General features: G+C 59.7%; 16 protein-coding genes. 7 read left to right on the forward strand and 9 right to left on the reverse strand.

Annotation, left to right across the window (positions count from 1 at the left end):
* The first annotated feature begins 10 nt into the window (after positions 1-10).
* Both AB4N92_RS11640 and AB4N92_RS11645 read left to right on the forward strand, forming a co-directional pair.
* Positions 11-4405, forward strand: coding sequence for an RHS repeat-associated core domain-containing protein (locus AB4N92_RS11640; protein WP_236266747.1), 4395 nt, complete (start codon positions 11-13; stop codon positions 4403-4405).
* 5 nt (positions 4406-4410) lie between these two features.
* A complete protein-coding gene (locus tag AB4N92_RS11645) occupies positions 4411-4860 on the forward strand; it encodes a hypothetical protein (protein WP_010207560.1) in 450 nt (149 codons plus the stop codon).
* A gap of 138 nt (positions 4861-4998) precedes the next feature.
* Here AB4N92_RS11645 and AB4N92_RS11650 read toward each other — a convergent pair whose 3' ends face one another.
* The 3 genes from AB4N92_RS11650 to AB4N92_RS11660 form a co-directional block, all read right to left on the reverse strand.
* Entirely contained in the window at positions 4999-5274 is a 276-nt protein-coding gene (locus tag AB4N92_RS11650; protein ID WP_003176958.1) for an HU family DNA-binding protein, read from the reverse strand.
* 191 nt (positions 5275-5465) lie between these two features.
* Complete coding sequence (locus AB4N92_RS11655; protein WP_010207565.1) at positions 5466-6614, reverse strand: NAD(P)/FAD-dependent oxidoreductase; 1149 nt, start codon at positions 6612-6614, stop codon at positions 5466-5468.
* A 37-nt stretch (positions 6615-6651) separates the two neighbouring features.
* The gene (locus AB4N92_RS11660) at positions 6652-6819 is read right to left on the reverse strand and encodes a rubredoxin (RefSeq protein WP_003213373.1); all 168 of its coding nucleotides are present in this window, start codon (positions 6817-6819) and stop codon (positions 6652-6654) included.
* Between the two features lie 196 nt (positions 6820-7015).
* Here AB4N92_RS11660 and AB4N92_RS11665 point away from each other — a divergent pair, with 196 nt between their 5' ends.
* Together AB4N92_RS11665 and ubiA are read left to right on the forward strand one after the other, a co-directional pair.
* Positions 7016-7579, forward strand: a complete 564-nt coding sequence (locus tag AB4N92_RS11665; RefSeq protein WP_029529030.1) for a chorismate--pyruvate lyase family protein — start codon at positions 7016-7018, stop codon at positions 7577-7579.
* Positions 7579-8469 (forward strand): 4-hydroxybenzoate octaprenyltransferase, encoded by an 891-nt coding sequence (gene ubiA, locus AB4N92_RS11670; protein WP_010207568.1) that lies wholly within the window; start codon positions 7579-7581, stop codon positions 8467-8469. The genes AB4N92_RS11665 and ubiA overlap by 1 nt, the downstream gene beginning before the upstream one ends.
* Positions 8470-8580: 111 nt before the next feature.
* Here the strand turns inward: ubiA and AB4N92_RS11675 are convergent, their stop codons facing one another.
* Positions 8581-8958 (reverse strand): COG4315 family predicted lipoprotein, encoded by a 378-nt coding sequence (locus AB4N92_RS11675; protein WP_010207569.1) that lies wholly within the window; start codon positions 8956-8958, stop codon positions 8581-8583.
* A 155-nt stretch (positions 8959-9113) separates the two neighbouring features.
* On the opposite strand from AB4N92_RS11675, the gene phoB reads away from it, so the two are divergent.
* The 3 genes from phoB (at position 9114) to AB4N92_RS11690 (ending at position 12782) form a co-directional block, all read left to right on the forward strand.
* Entirely contained in the window at positions 9114-9803 is a 690-nt protein-coding gene (gene phoB / locus AB4N92_RS11680) for a phosphate regulon transcriptional regulator PhoB (protein ID WP_010207570.1), read from the forward strand.
* Between the two features lie 81 nt (positions 9804-9884).
* Positions 9885-11171 (forward strand): phosphate regulon sensor histidine kinase PhoR, encoded by a 1287-nt coding sequence (gene phoR, locus AB4N92_RS11685; RefSeq protein WP_217908576.1) that lies wholly within the window; start codon positions 9885-9887, stop codon positions 11169-11171.
* Between the two features lie 270 nt (positions 11172-11441).
* Positions 11442-12782 (forward strand): hemolysin family protein, encoded by a 1341-nt coding sequence (locus AB4N92_RS11690; RefSeq protein ID WP_010207573.1) that lies wholly within the window; start codon positions 11442-11444, stop codon positions 12780-12782.
* Positions 12783-12785: 3 nt separating this feature from the next.
* Here AB4N92_RS11690 and AB4N92_RS11695 read toward each other — a convergent pair whose 3' ends face one another.
* The 5 genes from AB4N92_RS11695 to pstA form a co-directional block, all read right to left on the reverse strand.
* On the reverse strand, positions 12786-13448 hold the full coding sequence (locus AB4N92_RS11695; protein WP_010207576.1) for a M23 family metallopeptidase: 663 nt from the start codon (positions 13446-13448) through the stop codon (positions 12786-12788).
* A gap of 145 nt (positions 13449-13593) precedes the next feature.
* Positions 13594-14499: a response regulator gene (locus AB4N92_RS11700; RefSeq protein WP_038454049.1), complete on the reverse strand. Its 906-nt coding sequence runs from the start codon at positions 14497-14499 to the stop codon at positions 13594-13596.
* A gap of 168 nt (positions 14500-14667) precedes the next feature.
* Entirely contained in the window at positions 14668-15429 is a 762-nt protein-coding gene (phoU, locus tag AB4N92_RS11705; RefSeq protein WP_010207581.1) for a phosphate signaling complex protein PhoU, read from the reverse strand.
* A gap of 70 nt (positions 15430-15499) precedes the next feature.
* Positions 15500-16333 carry a phosphate ABC transporter ATP-binding protein PstB gene (gene pstB, locus AB4N92_RS11710; protein ID WP_010207582.1) on the reverse strand — a complete coding sequence of 278 codons (834 nt, stop codon included), beginning with the start codon at positions 16331-16333 and terminating at the stop codon, positions 15500-15502.
* 205 nt (positions 16334-16538) lie between these two features.
* Positions 16539-18209 carry a phosphate ABC transporter permease PstA gene (gene pstA / locus AB4N92_RS11715; protein ID WP_038454062.1) on the reverse strand — a complete coding sequence of 557 codons (1671 nt, stop codon included), beginning with the start codon at positions 18207-18209 and terminating at the stop codon, positions 16539-16541.
* Positions 18210-18213: the final 4 nt, after the last annotated feature.

Here is an 18213-nt window from a genome sequence, read left to right on the forward strand (position 1 = left end):
AGCTGCTTGTATGTCTGACGCTCTATGGGCTGCCCGGATGGGCGATGCGCTGACCCACACCTCCATGATGGCCGACATCCTCGGCGGTGTGCTGGAGGTGGCGGCCAACGTGGCGATTACTGCGCTGGCGACTGCTGCTGTCGCGGCGGCCGTGGGGGTGACGATTGCTACCGCCGGTATCGGCGGCTGCATCCTCGGCGCGGTGGTGGGCATTGTCGTCGGCATGGCCATGAGCAAGACGGGGGCCGACAAGGGCCTCAGCAAGATGTGCGAGAGCTTCGCCAACGCGCTGTTCCCGCCCGTGGTGGAAGCCACGATTGCGGTGGGTTCGACCGACACTTTCGTCAACAGCATTCCGGCTGCACGGGCCGCAGGCTCCATTCCTTCGCACGTGGCACCCGCTGGCACAGAGCTTGAGCAAGTGCCGCCGGAGCCCGATCCCGAGCCACGACCCGAGCCCGGCTTTCTGGACATGGCCGAGGGTTTCTTCTCCCAACTATGGCGCCCCACTGTCGCCACGCCTGCACCGGGCGTGGTACCGGCCCTCACCGACATGGTCCTGTGTGCCCGCCATCCGCCGATGCCACCACAGCTTCTGGCCGAAGGGTCTGACAAAGTCACCATCAACGGCCAGCCCGCCGTGCGCAGTGGCGACCGCAGCATGTGCGATGCGACGGTGGTGTCGTCGGGGCTGATCTCGCCAAACGTCACCATTGGTGGTGGGACGGTGGTGGTGCAGGAGATTCGCAGCGGGAAAACCCCTGGGGTGGGGTTGGCGATTGAAGCGCTGATGATGCTGAAAGGTGCCAAAGGCAAGACGCTGAGTAATTTGCCGTGCATGTTGCTCGCGGGGGTAACTTCTTATGCCGTCAGCCAAGCGATGGGCGCTGCAGCCAATGCGACGATGGGGTCACCTAACCCGGTGCATGCGGCAACTGGGGCCAAGGTATTGGGTGGCGAGACTGAGCTGGATTTTGTATTGCCCGGCATCCTGCCAATCGATTGGCAACGTTTTTATAACTCGCGAGATGAGCGCCGCACCGGGATGTTTGGTGCAGGCTGGAGTGTCCCGTACGAGATCAGCGTAGAGATACTGCTACACCCTGACGGCGGTGAAGAATTGCTCTACACCGACGAGCAAGGCAGGCGAATCAACCTTGGCGGTATATCACTTGGCAGCGCGATGTTCAGTCCGGGAGAGGGTTTGAGCATTCGGCGACATCGCAATGGTCAGTTGCTGATCGAAAGCGCCGACGGTATATATCGCTTGTTCGAATCCACTCCGGCAAACGTATCACTGCTACGCCTTACTCAGCTTGGTGACCGCAACGACCATCGCATCCACCTCAACTACGACGCCGCCGGGCGTTTGGTGCAGTTGCACGACAACCTTGATCTGGTGCAGGTTGAATTAATCCGCGACCAGGGTCACGTGTCCAAGATTGAGCGTGTTTACCCTGATCAGCGTCGTGAAGTGCTCGTGAGTTACAGTTACAACGCAACTGGCGATCTGACAGAGGTGCGCGATGCCACCGGTCAGATACAACGACGCTTCAGTTACGACGCAGGCAGGCGGATGGTAGAGCACCAACTGCCTGCCGGACTGCGCTCTTTTTATGAGTGGGCCTTGGTTGAGGACGTGGAATGGCGCGTATCACACCATTGGACCGATGAAGGCGATGCTTACCATTTCGAGTACGACCTGAGTGCCGGTGTCACGCGCATCACCGACGGCATGCAGCGCATCAGCATTCGTCATTGGAACAACCAGCACCAAATCACCAAGTACAGCGACAATCTCGGCCAGACCTGGCTGTTCGACTGGAACGATGAGCGCCAATTGCTCGGCGCTACCGATCCTCAGGGCGGGCGCTTTGAATATAGCTACGACGAAACCGGTAACCTCATCAGTGAAATCGACCCGCTGGGCCGTCGCGATTCGACGATGTGGCTCGAACACTGGGCATTACCTCTGGTTGAGACCAACCCCGCCAACCACAGCTGGCACTATCAATACGATCAGCGCGGTAACTGCATCGCCGCCACCGACCCGATGGGCCACATTACCCGTTATCGCTACGACAGCCACGGCCACCCCGTGGAAATCATCGACGCTACCGGCAAAAGCAAAAAGCTGCGCTGGAGTCCGTTTGGGCAATTGGTCGAACACATCGATTGCTCGGGTTATTCGACGCGATTCGGTTACGACGAGCGGGGATTTTTACAGTTCATCACTGATGCGCTCGGAGAACGTACTCAGTTCAGCCATGACGCCCGTGGGCGGCTGATCAGCAGCCAATTGCCTGACGGGCGAACCGAACAGTACACACGTGATACCAGTGGCCTATTGCTGGGTTACACCGACCCGGCAGGGCACACCACGTTGTATCAACACAATAGGCGTGGCCAGGTGTGTCAGCGAACGGATGCCTATGGCCGACGGGTGAAGTTCGCTTATGACAGCTATGGACGGCTGAAAGCCCTGATCAACGAGAATGAAGAAAGCTACCAGTTTGTCTGGGACGCCGGGGATCGCTTGACCGAACAGCGAGACCTCGATGGCAGCGCCAAGCGCTACACCTATGATCTGCTGAACCACATGACTGCAATGACGGCCGTTCCCGCGCATTTCGACAATACTCTGGTCAACGCTGCCGAGACGCCGTCACCTATCGTTCACCGGATGGAACGCGACGCTGTTGGCCGACTGATTGCAAAAATGACCGATGATGGCCGCACCGAATACGTTTACGATTCGCTGGACCAGCTCTGCGCCGTCACCTTTACCGATCTGTCGGGCGATACCCAAGTCCTGAGTTTCGCATACGCTCCTCTCGGCCGGTTATTGACCGAACAAAGCCCTATGGGCACCTTGCAACATCACTATGACGAACTCGGCAATCTAACCCAGACCCAACTGCCTGACGGCCGCTGGCTTAATCGGCTGTATTACGGCAGCGGCCACTTGCATCAGATCAATCTGGACGGAGAAGTTATCAGCGACTTCGAGCGCGACCGCCTTCATCGTGAAGTGCTACGTACTCAAGGCCAGCTCAGCACACGTAGCGAATACGACCGGAGCGGTCGCCTGCGTTCACGCCATTGCCGTCATAGCCACCAGCCCATGCTGACGCCGGCGGCAATGCAACAGCACTTCGAATACGACCCCGCTGACAATTTGACCGGCAAACTCGATCAGCAACCAACGACCCAGCAGCGCCAGCTGTTGCACTACGACGCTACCGGCCGCATCACTGCCAGCCAGGATAACCTGCTGGGCCAGCGCGAAACCTTTACTTACGACGCCGCCGCCAACCTGCTGGACAGTCCGCACCCCGGAGCGGGCCTAGTAGTACATAACAAGCTGATGACCTATCAGGACAAGCGCTACCGTTATGACGGCTTCGGACGCATGATCGAAAAACGCAGCACCTCCCGAGGCGTACAACGATTTGCCTACGATGCAGAAAGCCGACTGATTGAAGTCCGCAATGAAAACGGCAACGTGGTGAAAATGCACTATGACCCACTGGGCCGACGCATCAAAAAAACGGAACACGGTATTGATGGTTACCCACTGAGTGAAACTCGTTTTTCCTGGGACGGCTTGCGTCTCTTGCAGGAACACAAATACAGCCAGACCAGCCTATACGTGTACGAAAATGAGGGCTATGAACCCCTGGCCCGCGTAGATGGCATTGGACAACTGCAGAAATTGCGTTATTACCATAACGATCTCAACGGCCTTCCGGCACAACTCAGCGAAGCTGACGGCCACATCGTCTGGCAGGCAACGTACCGGGTGTGGGGCAACACGCTGGAGGAAGTGCGAGAACCTCATTACATTGAAGAACAGAACCTGCGATTCCAGGGGCAGTATCTGGATCGAGAAACAGGGCTGCACTACAACACTTTCAGATTCTACGATCCGGATATAGGGCGCTTTACATCCCCTGACCCGATCAGCTTGATGGGAGGACTGAATCTCTACTTATACGGCTTCAACCCTTTCAGCTGGGTTGACCCGCTTGGCCTGGAAGGCATTGAGCTGGGCCCAGGTGAGCAATTAGGAAACCCGAAGGACATCAACTTTGCCCAGCGAACCATCAATAGCGCGTTCGATACTCCCGAAGGAAAAAAACCTATCCAATCTGTCGTCAACCAAGTTAAAAAGGGCAAACTGAAAGTTACCGATTTCCCACCAATTGAAGTGGTGAATGTCAAAGGCCAGCTTGTCGCACGGGATGGCAACAGCCGCCTGGCGATTGCTGTGCTGGGCAAGGCAAAACAAATTAAGTACAAGGTCATTACCGACCCTACCCTGCTACGCGACTTTAATACCCGACTCAGGAATAATGGCTTGCCAAATAGCGGTACGTCCAAAGTACCAACATGCAAAGGATAACGGCTATGACAGTACCTACAAGTAAAGATCGGGCATTCGCTATTGAGTTGCCAGTATGGCAGGCGCCGAATGACAACGTTCGCATCACCCTTGAGCGAGATGATGTAAGAGCCGAGTTTCCTACTTGGACCAAAAACGCAAACTACTCCAAATATATCGGCATTCTGGATTTCTCTAATGTATGGGCCCTCAGGCTGGAGCGTAATAAACACCTGCACTATTACGAAAACCGCGAGGACGATGAGTTCAAGTCCTCCTATTGGGTAATCCCTGAGTCCTCTTGGCTTGAAGGCCTGACAAAAGAAAGGGATATCACTTCACCCAACTGGAGAGCCTATGACAAGAACAAATACACACACTATATTATCCAAAGCCATGATTATTACATTGAAATTATTGCGGGTGACGTGCGCTTTTCAAAAAGAACTGGCAGGTCCAATGATGACTCTAAATAAGAGGACGGCGCGTCTACACCCGTGAGCTTGCTGGTTGGCCTGCAGACTCTGTAACACCAAGGACAAAAAATGGGCACCCGACCCAGTCGGCGTGCCCATTTTTCCTACCACCCCGCCCCGTTCGAGACGGTAACGCCATTACGCGTTAACAGTGTCTTTCAGCGATTTACCCGGTTTGAACGCAACGGTGTTGCTCGCCTTGATTTTCACCGGCTCACCGGTTTGTGGGTTTTTGCCGGTGCGGGCGCCGCGATGGCGTTGCAGGAAGGTGCCGAAGCCAACCAGGGTGACGCTGTCCTTGCGGTGCAGGGCGCCGGTGATTTCTTCGAGAACAGCGTTAAGGACGCGGTTAGCCTGTTCTTTGGTGAGATCCGCTTTTTCAGCGATGGCGGCTGCGAGTTCTGGTTTACGCATAAGTGAAGCCTCTTTGACGGTTTTTTGTTGTTATGTCCGTGCTGCTCTCTTCTGGAGCAGCGCCCAAAGCGCCGCAGGCTCTACTCTGCGGCAGACGGGAGTGAGGATGGCATGCCCTCGCACGCTCCGCCAGTCTCGCGGCGACCTTTCTAGGGTGAAAAACGCGGTTATTCCGACAGAACGACCGCTATTTACGCCAGCAACGGTGGAAGTTCTTTATTGAGCGCGAGTTTTTCCATCACGGCGCTGCCGGTCAGTGCGTAGCCCAGCAGGCGGCCGCTGGCGTCGCGGCACAAGGCCTTGATGTCGGCACCCTCGCCTTCAACGCTCCAGACGCCTTCGGTGCCGCGAGGCGGTGGCGAGACCACCAGTGGGCAGACCGGCGTCTTGACGGTCACCGGCATCGGGCCGTAGCTGACTGCGGTGGCGTTGCCGGCCAGGGTCTGGGCCAGGGCGCGGGCGCAGCTCATCAGCGGCATCACGTACAGCAGGTTCAGGCCGTCGACCTCGGCGCAGTCGCCCAGGGCGTAGATATTGGCGTGGGAGGTCTTGAGGTGGCGATCCACCATGATCCCGCGGTTGGTCTGCAGGCCGGCGGCGGCGGCCAGGTCCACGCGTGGACGCAGACCGATGGCCGAGACCACCAGGTCGCAGGCGATCACTTCACCGTCCGACAGATGGGCTTCCAAGCCGTCAGCGGTGCGCTGTAGGCGATTGAGGACAGGACCCAGGTGGAAGCGCGCGCCAAGGCTTTCCAGGCCGGCCTGTACCGCTGCGGCGGCGGCCGGGTGCAGCAGGGTCGGCATGACTTGCTCGCACGGTGCCACCAGGTCGATTTCATAACCGCCAAGGATCAGGTCATTGGCAAATTCACAGCCGATCAGGCCGGCGCCGAGCAGCAGCACACGGCGTTTGCCGGCAGCGGCGGCACGAAAGCGTGCGTAATCTTCGAGATCGTTGATAGGGAAAATCAGTTCAGCCGCATCGCCTTCCACCGGCACACGCACGGTTTCTGCGCCCCAGGCCAGGATCAGGTCGCGGTACGCCACCGCTTCCTCGCCGATCCACAGGCGCTTGTGGCCGGGGTCGATGCCGCTGACGCGGGTGTGAGTGCGCACTTCGGCCTTGAGTTGCTCGGCCATGGCGCCGGGTTCGGCCATGCTCAGGCCATCGGCTTCCTTGTTCTTGCCAAAGCCGGTGGAGAGCATGGGCTTGGAGTAGGAGCGCCCGTCATCCGCGGTGATCAGCAGCAATGGGGTCTCGCTGTCGAGCTTGCGAAACTCCCGGGCCACGTTGTAACCGGCCAATCCTGTGCCGATGATCACGACAGGTGCGTTCATTCCTTTCTCCTTGTAGTACTTATCTGAAAGCTGAAAATTAGCCGATTTCGATCATTTCGAAATCCATTTTGCCCACGCCGCAGTCAGGGCACAGCCAGTCTTCCGGGACGTCTTGCCACAGGGTTCCCGGAGCGATTCCGTCATCCGGCCAGCCGTCTTTCTCGTCATAGATCAGGCCGCAGACTACACATTGCCACTTCTTCATTACTTACTTCCTCAGGGTCCAGGCAGTTTGGCCGACGGTCGATGGATCCAGCGTTGCCGTGCGGCTCAGGGCGTTTTGTACTGATCGGGGCGGGCAGATGCAAGCACGATCGACGCAAACAGCCAGTTCGGTCCGGCAAAAACCAGGGACGCCATGGTAAGCTCGCCGCCTCTTTTGCTGCCAATACTGACTCACCGTGCCGCACTCAATCGACTCTTCCGATGCTTGCCAATGGCTGACCCAGAGCCTTCTGCACCCTGCGCCTGCGCCTTTGACCCTCAATTGGCTGTTCAACGAAGACTCACTGACACGGCGGCTGACGTGGCTGTCCAGCGACGGTTTCAGCGTGACGCCACTGTTCGAAGGGTGGCAGCCACTGCGCGATGATGAATGCGCTGCCCTGGCACTGGCCCCGGCCACTATCGGCTGGGTGCGTGAAGTGTATTTGCGTGGGCAGGGCCAGCCTTGGGTGTTCGCGCGCAGTGTGGCGGCGCGCAGTGCCTTGCAGGGCGACGGCTTGCATATGGATGAGTTGGGCAGCCGTTCACTGGGTGAATTGCTGTTTTGCGACCAGGCATTCACCCGCCAGGCCATTGAGGTGTGCCATTACCCGCGACAATGGCTGCCCACGACGGTCCAGACCGACGGGCTGTGGGCGCGCCGCTCACGCTTCGATCGCGGTTCGCTGAGCGTGCTGGTGGCGGAGATCTTTTTGCCGAGCTTCTGGCACGCGCTGCATGCCCATCCGGAGAACTGCTGATGTATCAACGCCTGCTCAAATCCCTGAACCGCCTGAACCCGAGGGCCTGGGATTTCATTCAGTTGACCCGGATGGACAAACCCATCGGCATTTACTTGCTGCTGTGGCCGACGCTGTGGGCACTGTGGATTGCAGGCAAAGGTTCGCCGTCCCTGATCAATATTGTGATTTTCGTGCTGGGCGTGGTGCTGACCCGGGCGGGCGGCTGCGTGATCAATGATTGGGCCGACCGCAAGGTCGACGGCCATGTGAAGCGCACCGAGCAGCGCCCACTGGTGAGCGGCAAGATCAGCTCCAAGGAAGCGCTGGTGTTTTTTGCGGTGCTGATGGGCATCAGTTTCCTGCTGGTGCTGTTGACCAACGCCACCACTGTCCTGTTGTCCCTCGGTGGTTTGGCTTTGGCGGCGAGCTACCCGTTCATGAAGCGTTACACCTATTACCCTCAAGTGGTGCTGGGCGCGGCGTTTTCCTGGGGTATGCCGATGGCGTTTACCGCCGAGACCGGCAGCCTGCCCGCCGCCGCGTGGCTGCTGTATATCGCCAACCTGCTGTGGACGGTGGGCTACGACACTTATTACGCGATGACCGATCGCGATGACGATTTGAAAATCGGCGTGAAATCCACCGCCATTTTGTTTGGTGAAGCTGATCGCGTGATCATCCTGACCCTGCAAGGCCTTTCGCTGGCGTGCCTGCTGCTGGCGGGCGCACGGTTCGAGCTGGGCGGCTGGTTCCACCTGGGCTTGCTGGCGGCGGCGGGCTGTTTTGCCTGGGAGTTCTGGTACACCCGCGACAAGGACCGGATGAAGTGCTTCAAGGCGTTTCTGCACAACCACTGGGCCGGGCTGGCGATATTTGTCGGGATTGTGGCGGACTACGCATTTCGCTGAATGCTGTAGGAGCGAGCTTGCTCGCGAAAAACCTGAGAGCGCTGTTGTGTGTCAGGCACCCAGCGTTATCGTTAACGCCCTTCGCGAGCAAGCTGGCTCCTACAGTGGTGATCAGGGCTTGATCACATGCCACGCCCCACCCTTGCCATCACCCGTCTTGTCACCCGCCTTGTGGTCATCCTTGTAGGTGTAGACAGGCTTACCGTCATAGGCCCACTGGCTGGTCTGGTCGTCGCGAGTGATCACCGTCCATTTGCCCGTCGACGTATCGGTGGACTCAGCCTTGAGCGGCGGCCAGTTGGTCGCGCACTGGTCCTTGCACACTGACTTGCCGTCGGCATCCTTGTCGAACGTGTAGAGCGTCATGCCCTTGTGGTCCACCAGCATCCCGTCTTTCGTCATCGCGGGTTCCGCCGCGAACGCCAGGGTCGGTAGCGTCAACGCTGCCGTTACCAGCAGGGCTTTCCAGGAAATCGTGCTGTAAGTCATCGGAACCTTCCTTTTTTGGTTGTCAGGATTCGGACCCAAAGCGTAGTCCAGAGAGGCGGTAATTGCCCGAGCGACTAAATTACTGTCACACGACTGCAATAATTCCGTTATCTAATGCGGCGCAAGACAGTTAAATGACAAGAGGATTTTTGAGCATGGTTGGCAGGAGCATTCTGATTGTTGACGACGAAGCGCCCATCCGCGAGATGATCGCCGTTGCGTTGGAAATGGCCGGCTACGACTGCCTGGAGGCGGAGAACTCCCAGCAGGCCCATGCCATTATCGTCGACCGCAAGCCGGACCTGATCCTGCTGGACTGGATGCTGCCCGGCACCTCCGGCATCGAGCTCGCCCGCCGTCTCAAGCGTGACGAGCTGACCGGGGACATCCCGATCATCATGCTCACCGCCAAGGGCGAAGAGGACAACAAGATCCAGGGCCTGGAAGTCGGTGCCGATGACTACATCACCAAGCCGTTTTCCCCACGCGAACTGGTCGCACGCCTGAAAGCCGTGCTGCGCCGCGCCGGCCCGACCGATGGCGAAGCACCGATTGAAGTCGGTGGCCTGTTGCTGGACCCGATCAGTCACCGCGTGACCATCGACGGCACGCCGGCCGAGATGGGCCCTACCGAATATCGCCTGCTGCAGTTCTTCATGACCCACCAGGAACGCGCCTACACCCGTGGCCAACTGCTCGACCAGGTGTGGGGCGGCAACGTCTATGTGGAGGAGCGCACCGTGGATGTGCATATCCGCCGCCTGCGCAAAGCCTTGGGCGAGGCCTACGAGAATCTGGTACAAACCGTGCGCGGCACCGGCTACCGCTTCTCCACCAAAGGCTGAGCCCGTCCCTTTTTTCCTTAACAGCTGACAAGGACGCATGTTTAAGTGAACCAAAACTGGCATGGCACCCTGATCCGCCACATGCTTTTGCTGATCACCGGCTGCCTGTTGGTGGGCCTGGTCAGTGGCTACTACGGCTGGAGCCTGGCAGTCGGCATTGCCTTGTACCTGGGTTGGACCCTCAAGCAACTGCTGCGCCTGCACGAATGGCTGCGCCAGCACAAACCCGACGAAGCACCGCCCGATGGCTACGGCCTGTGGGGCGAAGTGTTCGACAGCATTTACCACCTGCAACGACGCGACCAACGGGTGCGCGGGCGCCTGCAAGCGGTGATCGACCGGGTGCAGGAGTCCACCGCCGCGCTCAAGGATGCGGTGATCATGCTCGACAGCGACGGCAACCTGGAATGGTGGAACCGCGCCGCCGAAACCCTGCTGGGCCTCAAAACGCCCCAGGACAGCGGCCAGCCGGTGACCAACCTGGTGCGCCATCCGCGCTTCAAGGAGTACTTCGAGCAGGAAAACTACGAAGAAGCCCTGGAAATCCCCTCACCCACCAATGACCGCGTACGCATCCAGCTGTACCTGACGCGCTACGGCAACAATGAACACCTGATGCTGGTGCGCGACGTTACCCGCATCCACCAGCTGGAACAGATGCGCAAAGACTTCGTCGCCAACGTCTCACATGAGCTGCGTACGCCTCTGACCGTGATCTGTGGGTACCTGGAGACGCTGCTGGACAACGTCGACGAGATCAATCCGCGCTGGAGCCGAGCCCTGCAGCAGATGCAGCAGCAAGGTTCACGCATGCAGACGCTGCTCAACGACTTGCTGTTGCTGGCCAAGCTTGAGGCGACCGATTACCCCTCGGATAACCACCCCGTCGCCGTACAAAGCCTGCTGCAAACCATCAAGAACGACGCCCTGGCCCTCTCCGGCCAACGTGGGCAACAGATCACCCTGGAAGCCGACCCGAACGTGCTGCTCAAAGGCAGCGAAGGTGAGTTGCGCAGTGCGTTTTCCAACCTGGTGTTCAACGCCGTGAAGTACACCCCGGACAAAGGCAATATCCGCATCCGCTGGTGGACCGACGAACAGGGCGCGCACCTGAGCGTGCAAGACTCCGGCATCGGCATCGACGCCAAGCACCTGCCGCGTCTGACCGAGCGTTTCTACCGCGTCGACTCCAGCCGCAACTCCAATACCGGCGGTACCGGGCTCGGCCTGGCGATTGTCAAGCATGTGCTCTTGCGCCACCGTGCGCGCCTGGAAATCAGCAGCGTGCTGGGGCATGGCAGTACGTTTACCTGCCATTTTCCGCCGACGCAGATGACCCGTTCGCGGGGGGTCACTGCCGATGAATAACCTGAGAACGACCCAAACCTGAAAGGTGAAGGCGGGCGTGCTCACGAATGCGGTGGGTCAGCCATGAAGGTGTTGACTGACCCACCGCATTCGCGAGCAAGCCCGCTCCCACATTAGATTTCCAGCGTGTCGAAGTGCGTATTCCACGCCCCGCCCGGCAGTGGGCACTAGGCAAGCGCCCCGTCAGCCGCTACATTGGCCGACTTGCGCCTGCCCTTCAGGCCCACCTGCCACCCCTTATTGAACACACGGAACCTGCAAAACCCCATCATGGACCCTTCCCCTGGTATCACCCTCGCTACACTCTTCGCCGACTTCGGCATGATTCTTTTTGCACTGATCCTGGTACTGCTCAACGGTTTCTTCGTTGCGGCGGAATTTGCCATGGTCAAACTGCGCGCCACCCGGGTCGAGGCGATCGCCCACAAAAACGGCTGGCGCGGGCAGATCCTGCGTACCGTGCACAGCCAGCTTGATGCCTACCTGTCGGCCTGCCAGCTGGGCATTACCCTCGCCTCCCTGGGCCTGGGTTGGGTCGGTGAGCCCGCCTTCGCGCACATCCTCGAACCGCTGCTGGGCGCCGTGGGCGTCGAGTCGCCGGAAGTGATCAAGGGCGTGTCGTTCTTTGCCGCCTTCTTCGTGATTTCCTACCTGCACATTGTGGTCGGTGAGCTGGCGCCCAAGTCCTGGGCGATTCGCAAGCCCGAGCTGCTGTCGCTGTGGACGGCGGTGCCGCTGTACCTGTTCTACTGGGCCATGTACCCGGCGATCTACCTGCTCAATGCCAGCGCCAACGCCATCCTGCGCATTGCCGGCCAAGGCGAGCCTGGCCCGCACCATGAACACCATTACAGCCGCGAAGAACTCAAGCTGATCCTGCACTCCAGCCGTGGCCAGGACCCAAGCGACCAAGGCATGCGTGTACTGGCTTCCGCCGTGGAAATGGGCGAGCTGGAAGTGGTGGACTGGGCCAATTCCCGGGAAGACCTGGTCACCTTGGACTTTAATGCGCCGCTCAAGGAAATCCTCGCGCTGTTCCGTCGCCACAAATTCAGCCGCTACCCGGTGTATGACGCGGTGCGCAACGAGTTTGTCGGCCTCTTGCACATCAAGGACCTGCTGCTGGAACTGGCAGCCTTGGACCACATTCCCGAGTCGTTCAACCTGGCTGAGCTGACCCGCCCGCTGGAGCGTGTGTCGCGACACATGCCGTTGTCGCAGCTGCTGGAGCAGTTCCGCAAAGGCGGCGCGCATTTCGCCCTGGTGGAAGAGGCCGACGGCAAGATCATCGGCTACCTGACCATGGAGGACGTGCTGGAAGTGCTGGTGGGCGATATCCAGGACGAACACCGCAAGGCCGAACGCGGCATCCTGGCTTATCAGCCGGGCAAGCTGCTGGTGCGCGGTGACACCCCGCTGTTCAAGGTCGAACGCCTGCTGGGTGTCGACCTGGACCACATCGAGGCCGAAACCCTGGCCGGCCTGATCTACGACACCCTCAAGCGCGTGCCGGAAGAGGAAGAAGTGCTGGAGGTGGAAGGTTTGCGGATCATCATCAAGAAGATGAAAGGACCGAAGATCGTGTTGGCCAAGGTACTTCTGCTGGATTGACCCTCAATTGCCCAACGCAAAGTTGGGCAATGCACCCACCGGCTGGTTGAACTCATACGGGATCGACACCAGCCCCGCCTCGGTGGCGCGCTGCACCACAAAGTGCAGGTGCGGCCCGCTGCTGTTGCCGGTATTACCCGACAACGCCAGCGGGCTCCCCACCGCCACACGCTGCCCAGCTCGGACACTGACCGAACCTTGCTTGAGGTGCAGGTAAACGCCCTCGGTGCCATCATCGTGGCGCACCCTCACGAAATTCCCCGACGCATCACTGCCCCGCCCGGCCTGCTCGTTTTCGGTCTTCACCACCACACCGCTGCGTGCCGCAATGATCGGCGTACCTTCGGGCATGGCGATGTCCATGGCGTAGCGGCTTTTGGCATCTGTATGGCTGAACGTGCCGTTGGGGCCTTGGGTCATACGAAACGGTCCGCCACGCCAAGGCAAGGGATAGCGGTGCGCCTGAGGTGGGTAACGGGAAGGCGGCCTGTCAAGTATCGGCCGTTCGAGCTTGCGCTCCTGCATCACGAATGCCTGGGCACCCGGCGTATAGCGATCGCTGAAAAACACCACGCCATTGGCATCGATGGATTTGTAGAGGGTCATGGCCTGGGTCGACACGGTGACCGTGGCCAGCCCGCAGCACAGCAAAAAGCGCATGAGCATGGCGTGAACCTGCCGGGATAACGGAACGGCAGGCTAACAAGGGATCATGACAACTTTAGACTGGCAGCCCGCTGAAACAAATATCCACGTTCATTTAGGCAGACGCCGACAGTCAGATAATCGGTCAATTTCCGGTATCAAGAGGTCAGGCACCCGGCACAAAGTGCTTCTGCGCCGTACCCCGTGCGATCAGGCGAGAGATGTAGTCGAGCTTCTGCGCGTCCTGGTCGATAAACCGGAAGGTCAGCTGCAACCAATCGCTGTCAGGCTTGGGTTCGAAGGCGACGATGGCGTGCAGGTAGCCGTTGAGACGGGCCACTTCGGCATTCTCACCCTGCTCCAGGTCGAGCACGGCGCTTTCCAGTACCTGAGGCAACACTTCGCCACGGCGCACCACCAGCAGCGCTTCCTTGATGCTCAGTGCCTTGATCACGCATTGCTGGCTGCCGCTGGACAGGCGCAGTTGGCCCTGGCCACGACCGCCAGCCGGCGCCGCTGAAGGCGCCTGTACCGGTGGGCTGTTGAGCAGGCCTTTGTTGGGCACAGGCGCAGCAGCAACCGGCGCTGCGCGTGCGGCTTCCGGTTTGCCACCGGTCAGCGCGCTGAGTGAATCGTTGCCGAAAGCCGAGTTCATTTTGGTCGGTGCACTGGCGACCAGCGCGTCGAGGCGACCGATCTTGTGCAGGGCTTGCTTGACCTTGTTCAGCAACTGCTCGTTGGTGAACGGCTTGCTGACATAGCCCGAAACGCCGGCCTGGATGGCCTGGACCACGTTTTCCTTGTCGCCACGGCTGGTCACCATCACGAACGGCATGGCCTTGAGGTGAGGCTGCTCGCGGCACCAGGTCAGCAGTTCAAGGCCAGACATCTCCGGCATTTCCCAGTCGCACAGCACCAGGTCGAAGCTCTCGCGCATCAGGATGGCCTGGGCCTTTTTGCCGTTCACCGCGTCTTCAAGCTTGATCCCGGGGAAGTAGTTGCGCAGGCACTTCTTCACCAGGTCGCGGATAAACGAGGCGTCATCCACCACCAACACACTGACTTTACTCATCGACCCTTCATCCTATTAACACTTCGGCACGCAACACGCCTGACTGGTGGCATTTTGCCAAAACTCTGTAGTCACGTTGGGAATTTATCTCACTCAACGTGCAAAAAATTCAGTGGCCGCAAACAAAAACGCCCGACCAAAGGCCGGGCGTTAATTTCTCGGGCAACCTTACTTATCGTCAGATTCGCCCGGAACATTAGGGATAAGATCCGCCGAACCTTCAACTTCGGCCTTCATGCGCTTGAGGCCCATGTGCCGAACGTCGGTCCCGCGCACCAGGTAAATCACCAGTTCCGAGATATTGCGTGCGTGGTCGCCGATGCGCTCCAGAGAACGCAGTACCCAGATAATGCTCAAGACCCGCGAAATAGAGCGTGGGTCTTCCATCATGTAAGTCGCGAGTTCACGCAGCGCGGTCTTGTATTCGCGGTCGATGATCTTGTCGTACTGCGCCACCGAGAGTGCCAGCTCAGCATCGAAGCGGGCAAAGGCGTCAAGGGCATCGCGCACCATGTTGCGCACCTGATCACCGATGTGGCGCACTTCCACGTAACCGCGTGGCGCTTCGCCTTCTTCGCAGAGCTGGATGGCGCGGCGGGCGATCTTGGTGGCCTCATCGCCGATGCGCTCCAGGTCGATCACCGACTTGGAGATGCTGATGATCAAACGCAGGTCGGACGCCGCCGGCTGGCGACGGGCCAGAATGCGCAGGCATTCTTCATCGATGTTGCGTTCCATCTGGTTGATCTGGTCATCGATCTCACGCACTTGCTGGGCCAGGCCCGAGTCGGCCTCGATCAGCGCAGTCACGGCGTCGTTGACTTGCTTCTCCACCAGCCCGCCCATCGCCAGGAGGTGACTGCGCACTTCCTCAAGCTCGGCGTTGAACTGCGCGGAGATGTGGTGGGTAAGGCCTTCTTTGCTAATCATGTTGGCGTCCTTGGAGCGTCCGGTAAGGTGCGGAGAACCGCAGCGTCAGTGCGATGAGAACCACAGCTCTCTAGCCGTATCGACCGGTGATGTAGTCTTCGGTCTGCTTCTTCGCCGGATTAGTGAACAGGGTATCGGTATCGCCGAACTCCACCAGTTTGCCCATGTACATGAACGCGGTGTAGTCGGAAACCCGCGCCGCCTGCTGCATGTTGTGGGTCACGATGACGATAGTGAACTTGGACTTGAGCTCGTAGATCAGCTCTTCGACTTTCAGCGTCGAGATCGGGTCGAGTGCCGAGCACGGTTCGTCGAGCAGGAGCACTTCCGGCTCAACGGCGATGGTCCGCGCGATCACCAGACGCTGCTGTTGACCACCGGACAGGCCGAGGGCTGACTCGTGCAGACGGTCTTTGACTTCGTCCCACAGCGCCGCGCCTTTCAAGGCCCACTCGACTGCTTCGTCGAGGATGCGTTTCTTGTTGATGCCCTGGATGCGCAGGCCGTAGACCACGTTTTCGTAGATGGTCTTGGGGAACGGGTTGGGCTTCTGAAACACCATGCCCACGCGGCGACGCAGCTCGGCCACGTCTTCGCCCTTGCGGTAGATGTTGGTGCCGTAGAGGTTGATCGCACCGTCTACGCGGCAGCCGTCCACCAGGTCATTCATGCGGTTGAAGGTCCGCAGCAGTGTGGACTTGCCGCAACCCGACGGGCCGATGAAGGCGGTCACGCGCTGCTTGGGGATGTTCATGCTGACGTCGAACAGTGCCTGTTTTTCACCGTAGTACAGGCTCAGGCCCGGCACTTCGATGGCCACGGTTTCCTGGGCCAGGCTCAGGCTCTGCTTGTCGCGCCCCAGGGCAGACATGTTGATGCCGTGGGTGTGGGTGTCTTGTTGCATGGGATGCTCCCTGTGCTACCAATTCGTTTCATTGAACCGCAGGCTTCTGGATCGGGCTGGCGGCTTACTAAAAAGCTGTGTCTGGCGCAGTTCGGTGTGGGAGCGGGCTTGCTCGCGAAAGCGGTGTGTCAGTCAGCACATGTGTTTCCGATACACCGCTTTCGCGAGCAAGCCCGCTCCCACATTCAGTCCGCGCTCACTTCAATTAGCTGTCCAACGCTTTATATTTTTCGCGCAGGTGGTTACGGATCCACACCGCCGACAAGTTGAGCGTGGCGATCACCAGCACCAGCAGCAACGCGGTGGCGTACACCAGCGGTCGTGCGGCTTCAACGTTGGGGCTCTGGAAGCCGACGTCATAGATATGGAAGCCCAGGTGCATGATCTTCTGGTCCAGGTGCAGGTACGGGTAGTTGCCGTCCAGCGGCAGCGACGGCGCCAGTTTCACCACACCGACCAGCATCAGCGGCGCCACTTCACCGGCGGCGCGGGCCACGGCGAGGATCATGCCAGTCATCATCGCCGGGCTGGCCATCGGCAGCACGATCTTCCACAGCGTCTCCGCCTTGGTCGCGCCCAGTGCCAGGGAGCCTTCACGTACGGTGCGAGGAATCCGCGCCAGGCCTTCTTCAGTGGCTACGATCACCACCGGCACCGCCAGCAGTGCCAGGGTCAGCGAGGCCCACAACAAACCCGGCGTACCGAAGGTCGGCGCCGGCAGGGCTTCGGCGAAGAACAGGCGGTCCACCGAGCCGCCCAAGACATACACGAAGAAGCCCAGGCCGAACACGCCGTAGACGATGGCCGGCACACCAGCCAGGTTGTTCACGGCGATACGGATGACGCGGGTCAGGGTGTTCTGCTTGGCGTATTCACGCAGGTACACCGCTGCCAGCACGCCGAACGGAGTGACGATCATCGCCATGATCAGGGTCATCATCACGGTGCCGAAGATGGCCGGGAAAATCCCGCCTTCGGTGTTGGCTTCCCGTGGGTCGTCGCTGAGGAATTCCCAGACTTTGCTGAAGTAGAAACCGACCTTGGTGATCGTGCCCATCGCGTTCGGCTGGTAGGCGTGCACCACTTTGCCGATGCCGATTTCGACTTCCTTGCCGTTGCCGTCACGGGCGGTCAGGGCGTCGCGGTTGAACTGGGCATGCAGATCGGCCAGGCGCTCTTCGATGTCCTGGTAGCGGGCATTCAGCTCGGCGCGGTCGGCGTCCATGTCGGCCTGGGCGGCAGCGTCGAGCTTGCCTTCCAGTTCCAGTTTGCGGCCGTGCAGACGGATGCGTTCGAGACCGGCGTTGATCGCGCCAATGTCGGACTTCTCCAGGGTCTTGAGTTGGGCGGCCAGCTTATTGACGCGCTCGACACGGGCTTGCAGTTCCGGCCACGCGGCTTCGCCTTCGGCGATGACCTTGCCATCCTGCTTGACGTTGACCAGCGTGCCGTAGAAGTTGCCCCACTCACGGCGCTCGATGGTCATCAGGTTCGCAGGCGTGGTCTGGTCCTTGAGCCACTCGCCGACGATCCAGGTGAAGTCGTTGCCGTTCAGGTCGCGGTTGCCGACCTTGATCAGCTCGCGGGTCATGAATTCCGGACCTTGCTCCGGCACAGGCAGGCCAGCGCTTTTCAGGCGCTCACGCGGTACTTCTTCTTTCTGCACCACTTCGCCGATGACGATATGGTTGGCCTGGCCCGGTACGGTGTAGTTGGCCTGGATCAGGTCGGCTGGCCAGAAGTGGCCCAAACCACGCACCGCAATCACGGCCAACAAACCAATGGTCATGATGACCGCGATGGACACTGCGCCACCGCTGATCCAGACGCCGGGGGCGCCGCTCTTGAACCATCCATTCAGGGAGTTCTGTTTCACAGAC

This window comes from Pseudomonas sp. S3_A09 (genome assembly GCF_054668065.1).

What these genes read in the sequence shown, in the direction of transcription:
- AB4N92_RS11640 (WP_236266747.1), top strand. Translation starts at nt 11, where the DNA reads ATGTCTGACGCTCTATGGGCTGCCCGGATGGGCGATGCGCTGACCCAC.
- AB4N92_RS11645 (WP_010207560.1), top strand. Translation starts at nt 4,411, where the DNA reads ATGACAGTACCTACAAGTAAAGATCGGGCATTCGCTATTGAGTTGCCA.
- AB4N92_RS11650 (WP_003176958.1), bottom strand. Translation starts at nt 5,274, where the DNA reads ATGCGTAAACCAGAACTCGCAGCCGCCATCGCTGAAAAAGCGGATCTC.
- AB4N92_RS11655 (WP_010207565.1), bottom strand. Translation starts at nt 6,614, where the DNA reads ATGAACGCACCTGTCGTGATCATCGGCACAGGATTGGCCGGTTACAAC.
- AB4N92_RS11660 (WP_003213373.1), bottom strand. Translation starts at nt 6,819, where the DNA reads ATGAAGAAGTGGCAATGTGTAGTCTGCGGCCTGATCTATGACGAGAAA.
- ubiA (WP_010207568.1), top strand. Translation starts at nt 7,579, where the DNA reads ATGTATCAACGCCTGCTCAAATCCCTGAACCGCCTGAACCCGAGGGCC.
- AB4N92_RS11675 (WP_010207569.1), bottom strand. Translation starts at nt 8,958, where the DNA reads ATGACTTACAGCACGATTTCCTGGAAAGCCCTGCTGGTAACGGCAGCG.
- phoB (WP_010207570.1), top strand. Translation starts at nt 9,114, where the DNA reads ATGGTTGGCAGGAGCATTCTGATTGTTGACGACGAAGCGCCCATCCGC.
- phoR (WP_217908576.1), top strand. Translation starts at nt 9,885, where the DNA reads ATGCTTTTGCTGATCACCGGCTGCCTGTTGGTGGGCCTGGTCAGTGGC.
- AB4N92_RS11690 (WP_010207573.1), top strand. Translation starts at nt 11,442, where the DNA reads ATGGACCCTTCCCCTGGTATCACCCTCGCTACACTCTTCGCCGACTTC.
- AB4N92_RS11695 (WP_010207576.1), bottom strand. Translation starts at nt 13,448, where the DNA reads ATGCTCATGCGCTTTTTGCTGTGCTGCGGGCTGGCCACGGTCACCGTG.
- AB4N92_RS11700 (WP_038454049.1), bottom strand. Translation starts at nt 14,499, where the DNA reads ATGAGTAAAGTCAGTGTGTTGGTGGTGGATGACGCCTCGTTTATCCGC.
- phoU (WP_010207581.1), bottom strand. Translation starts at nt 15,429, where the DNA reads ATGATTAGCAAAGAAGGCCTTACCCACCACATCTCCGCGCAGTTCAAC.
- pstB (WP_010207582.1), bottom strand. Translation starts at nt 16,333, where the DNA reads ATGCAACAAGACACCCACACCCACGGCATCAACATGTCTGCCCTGGGG.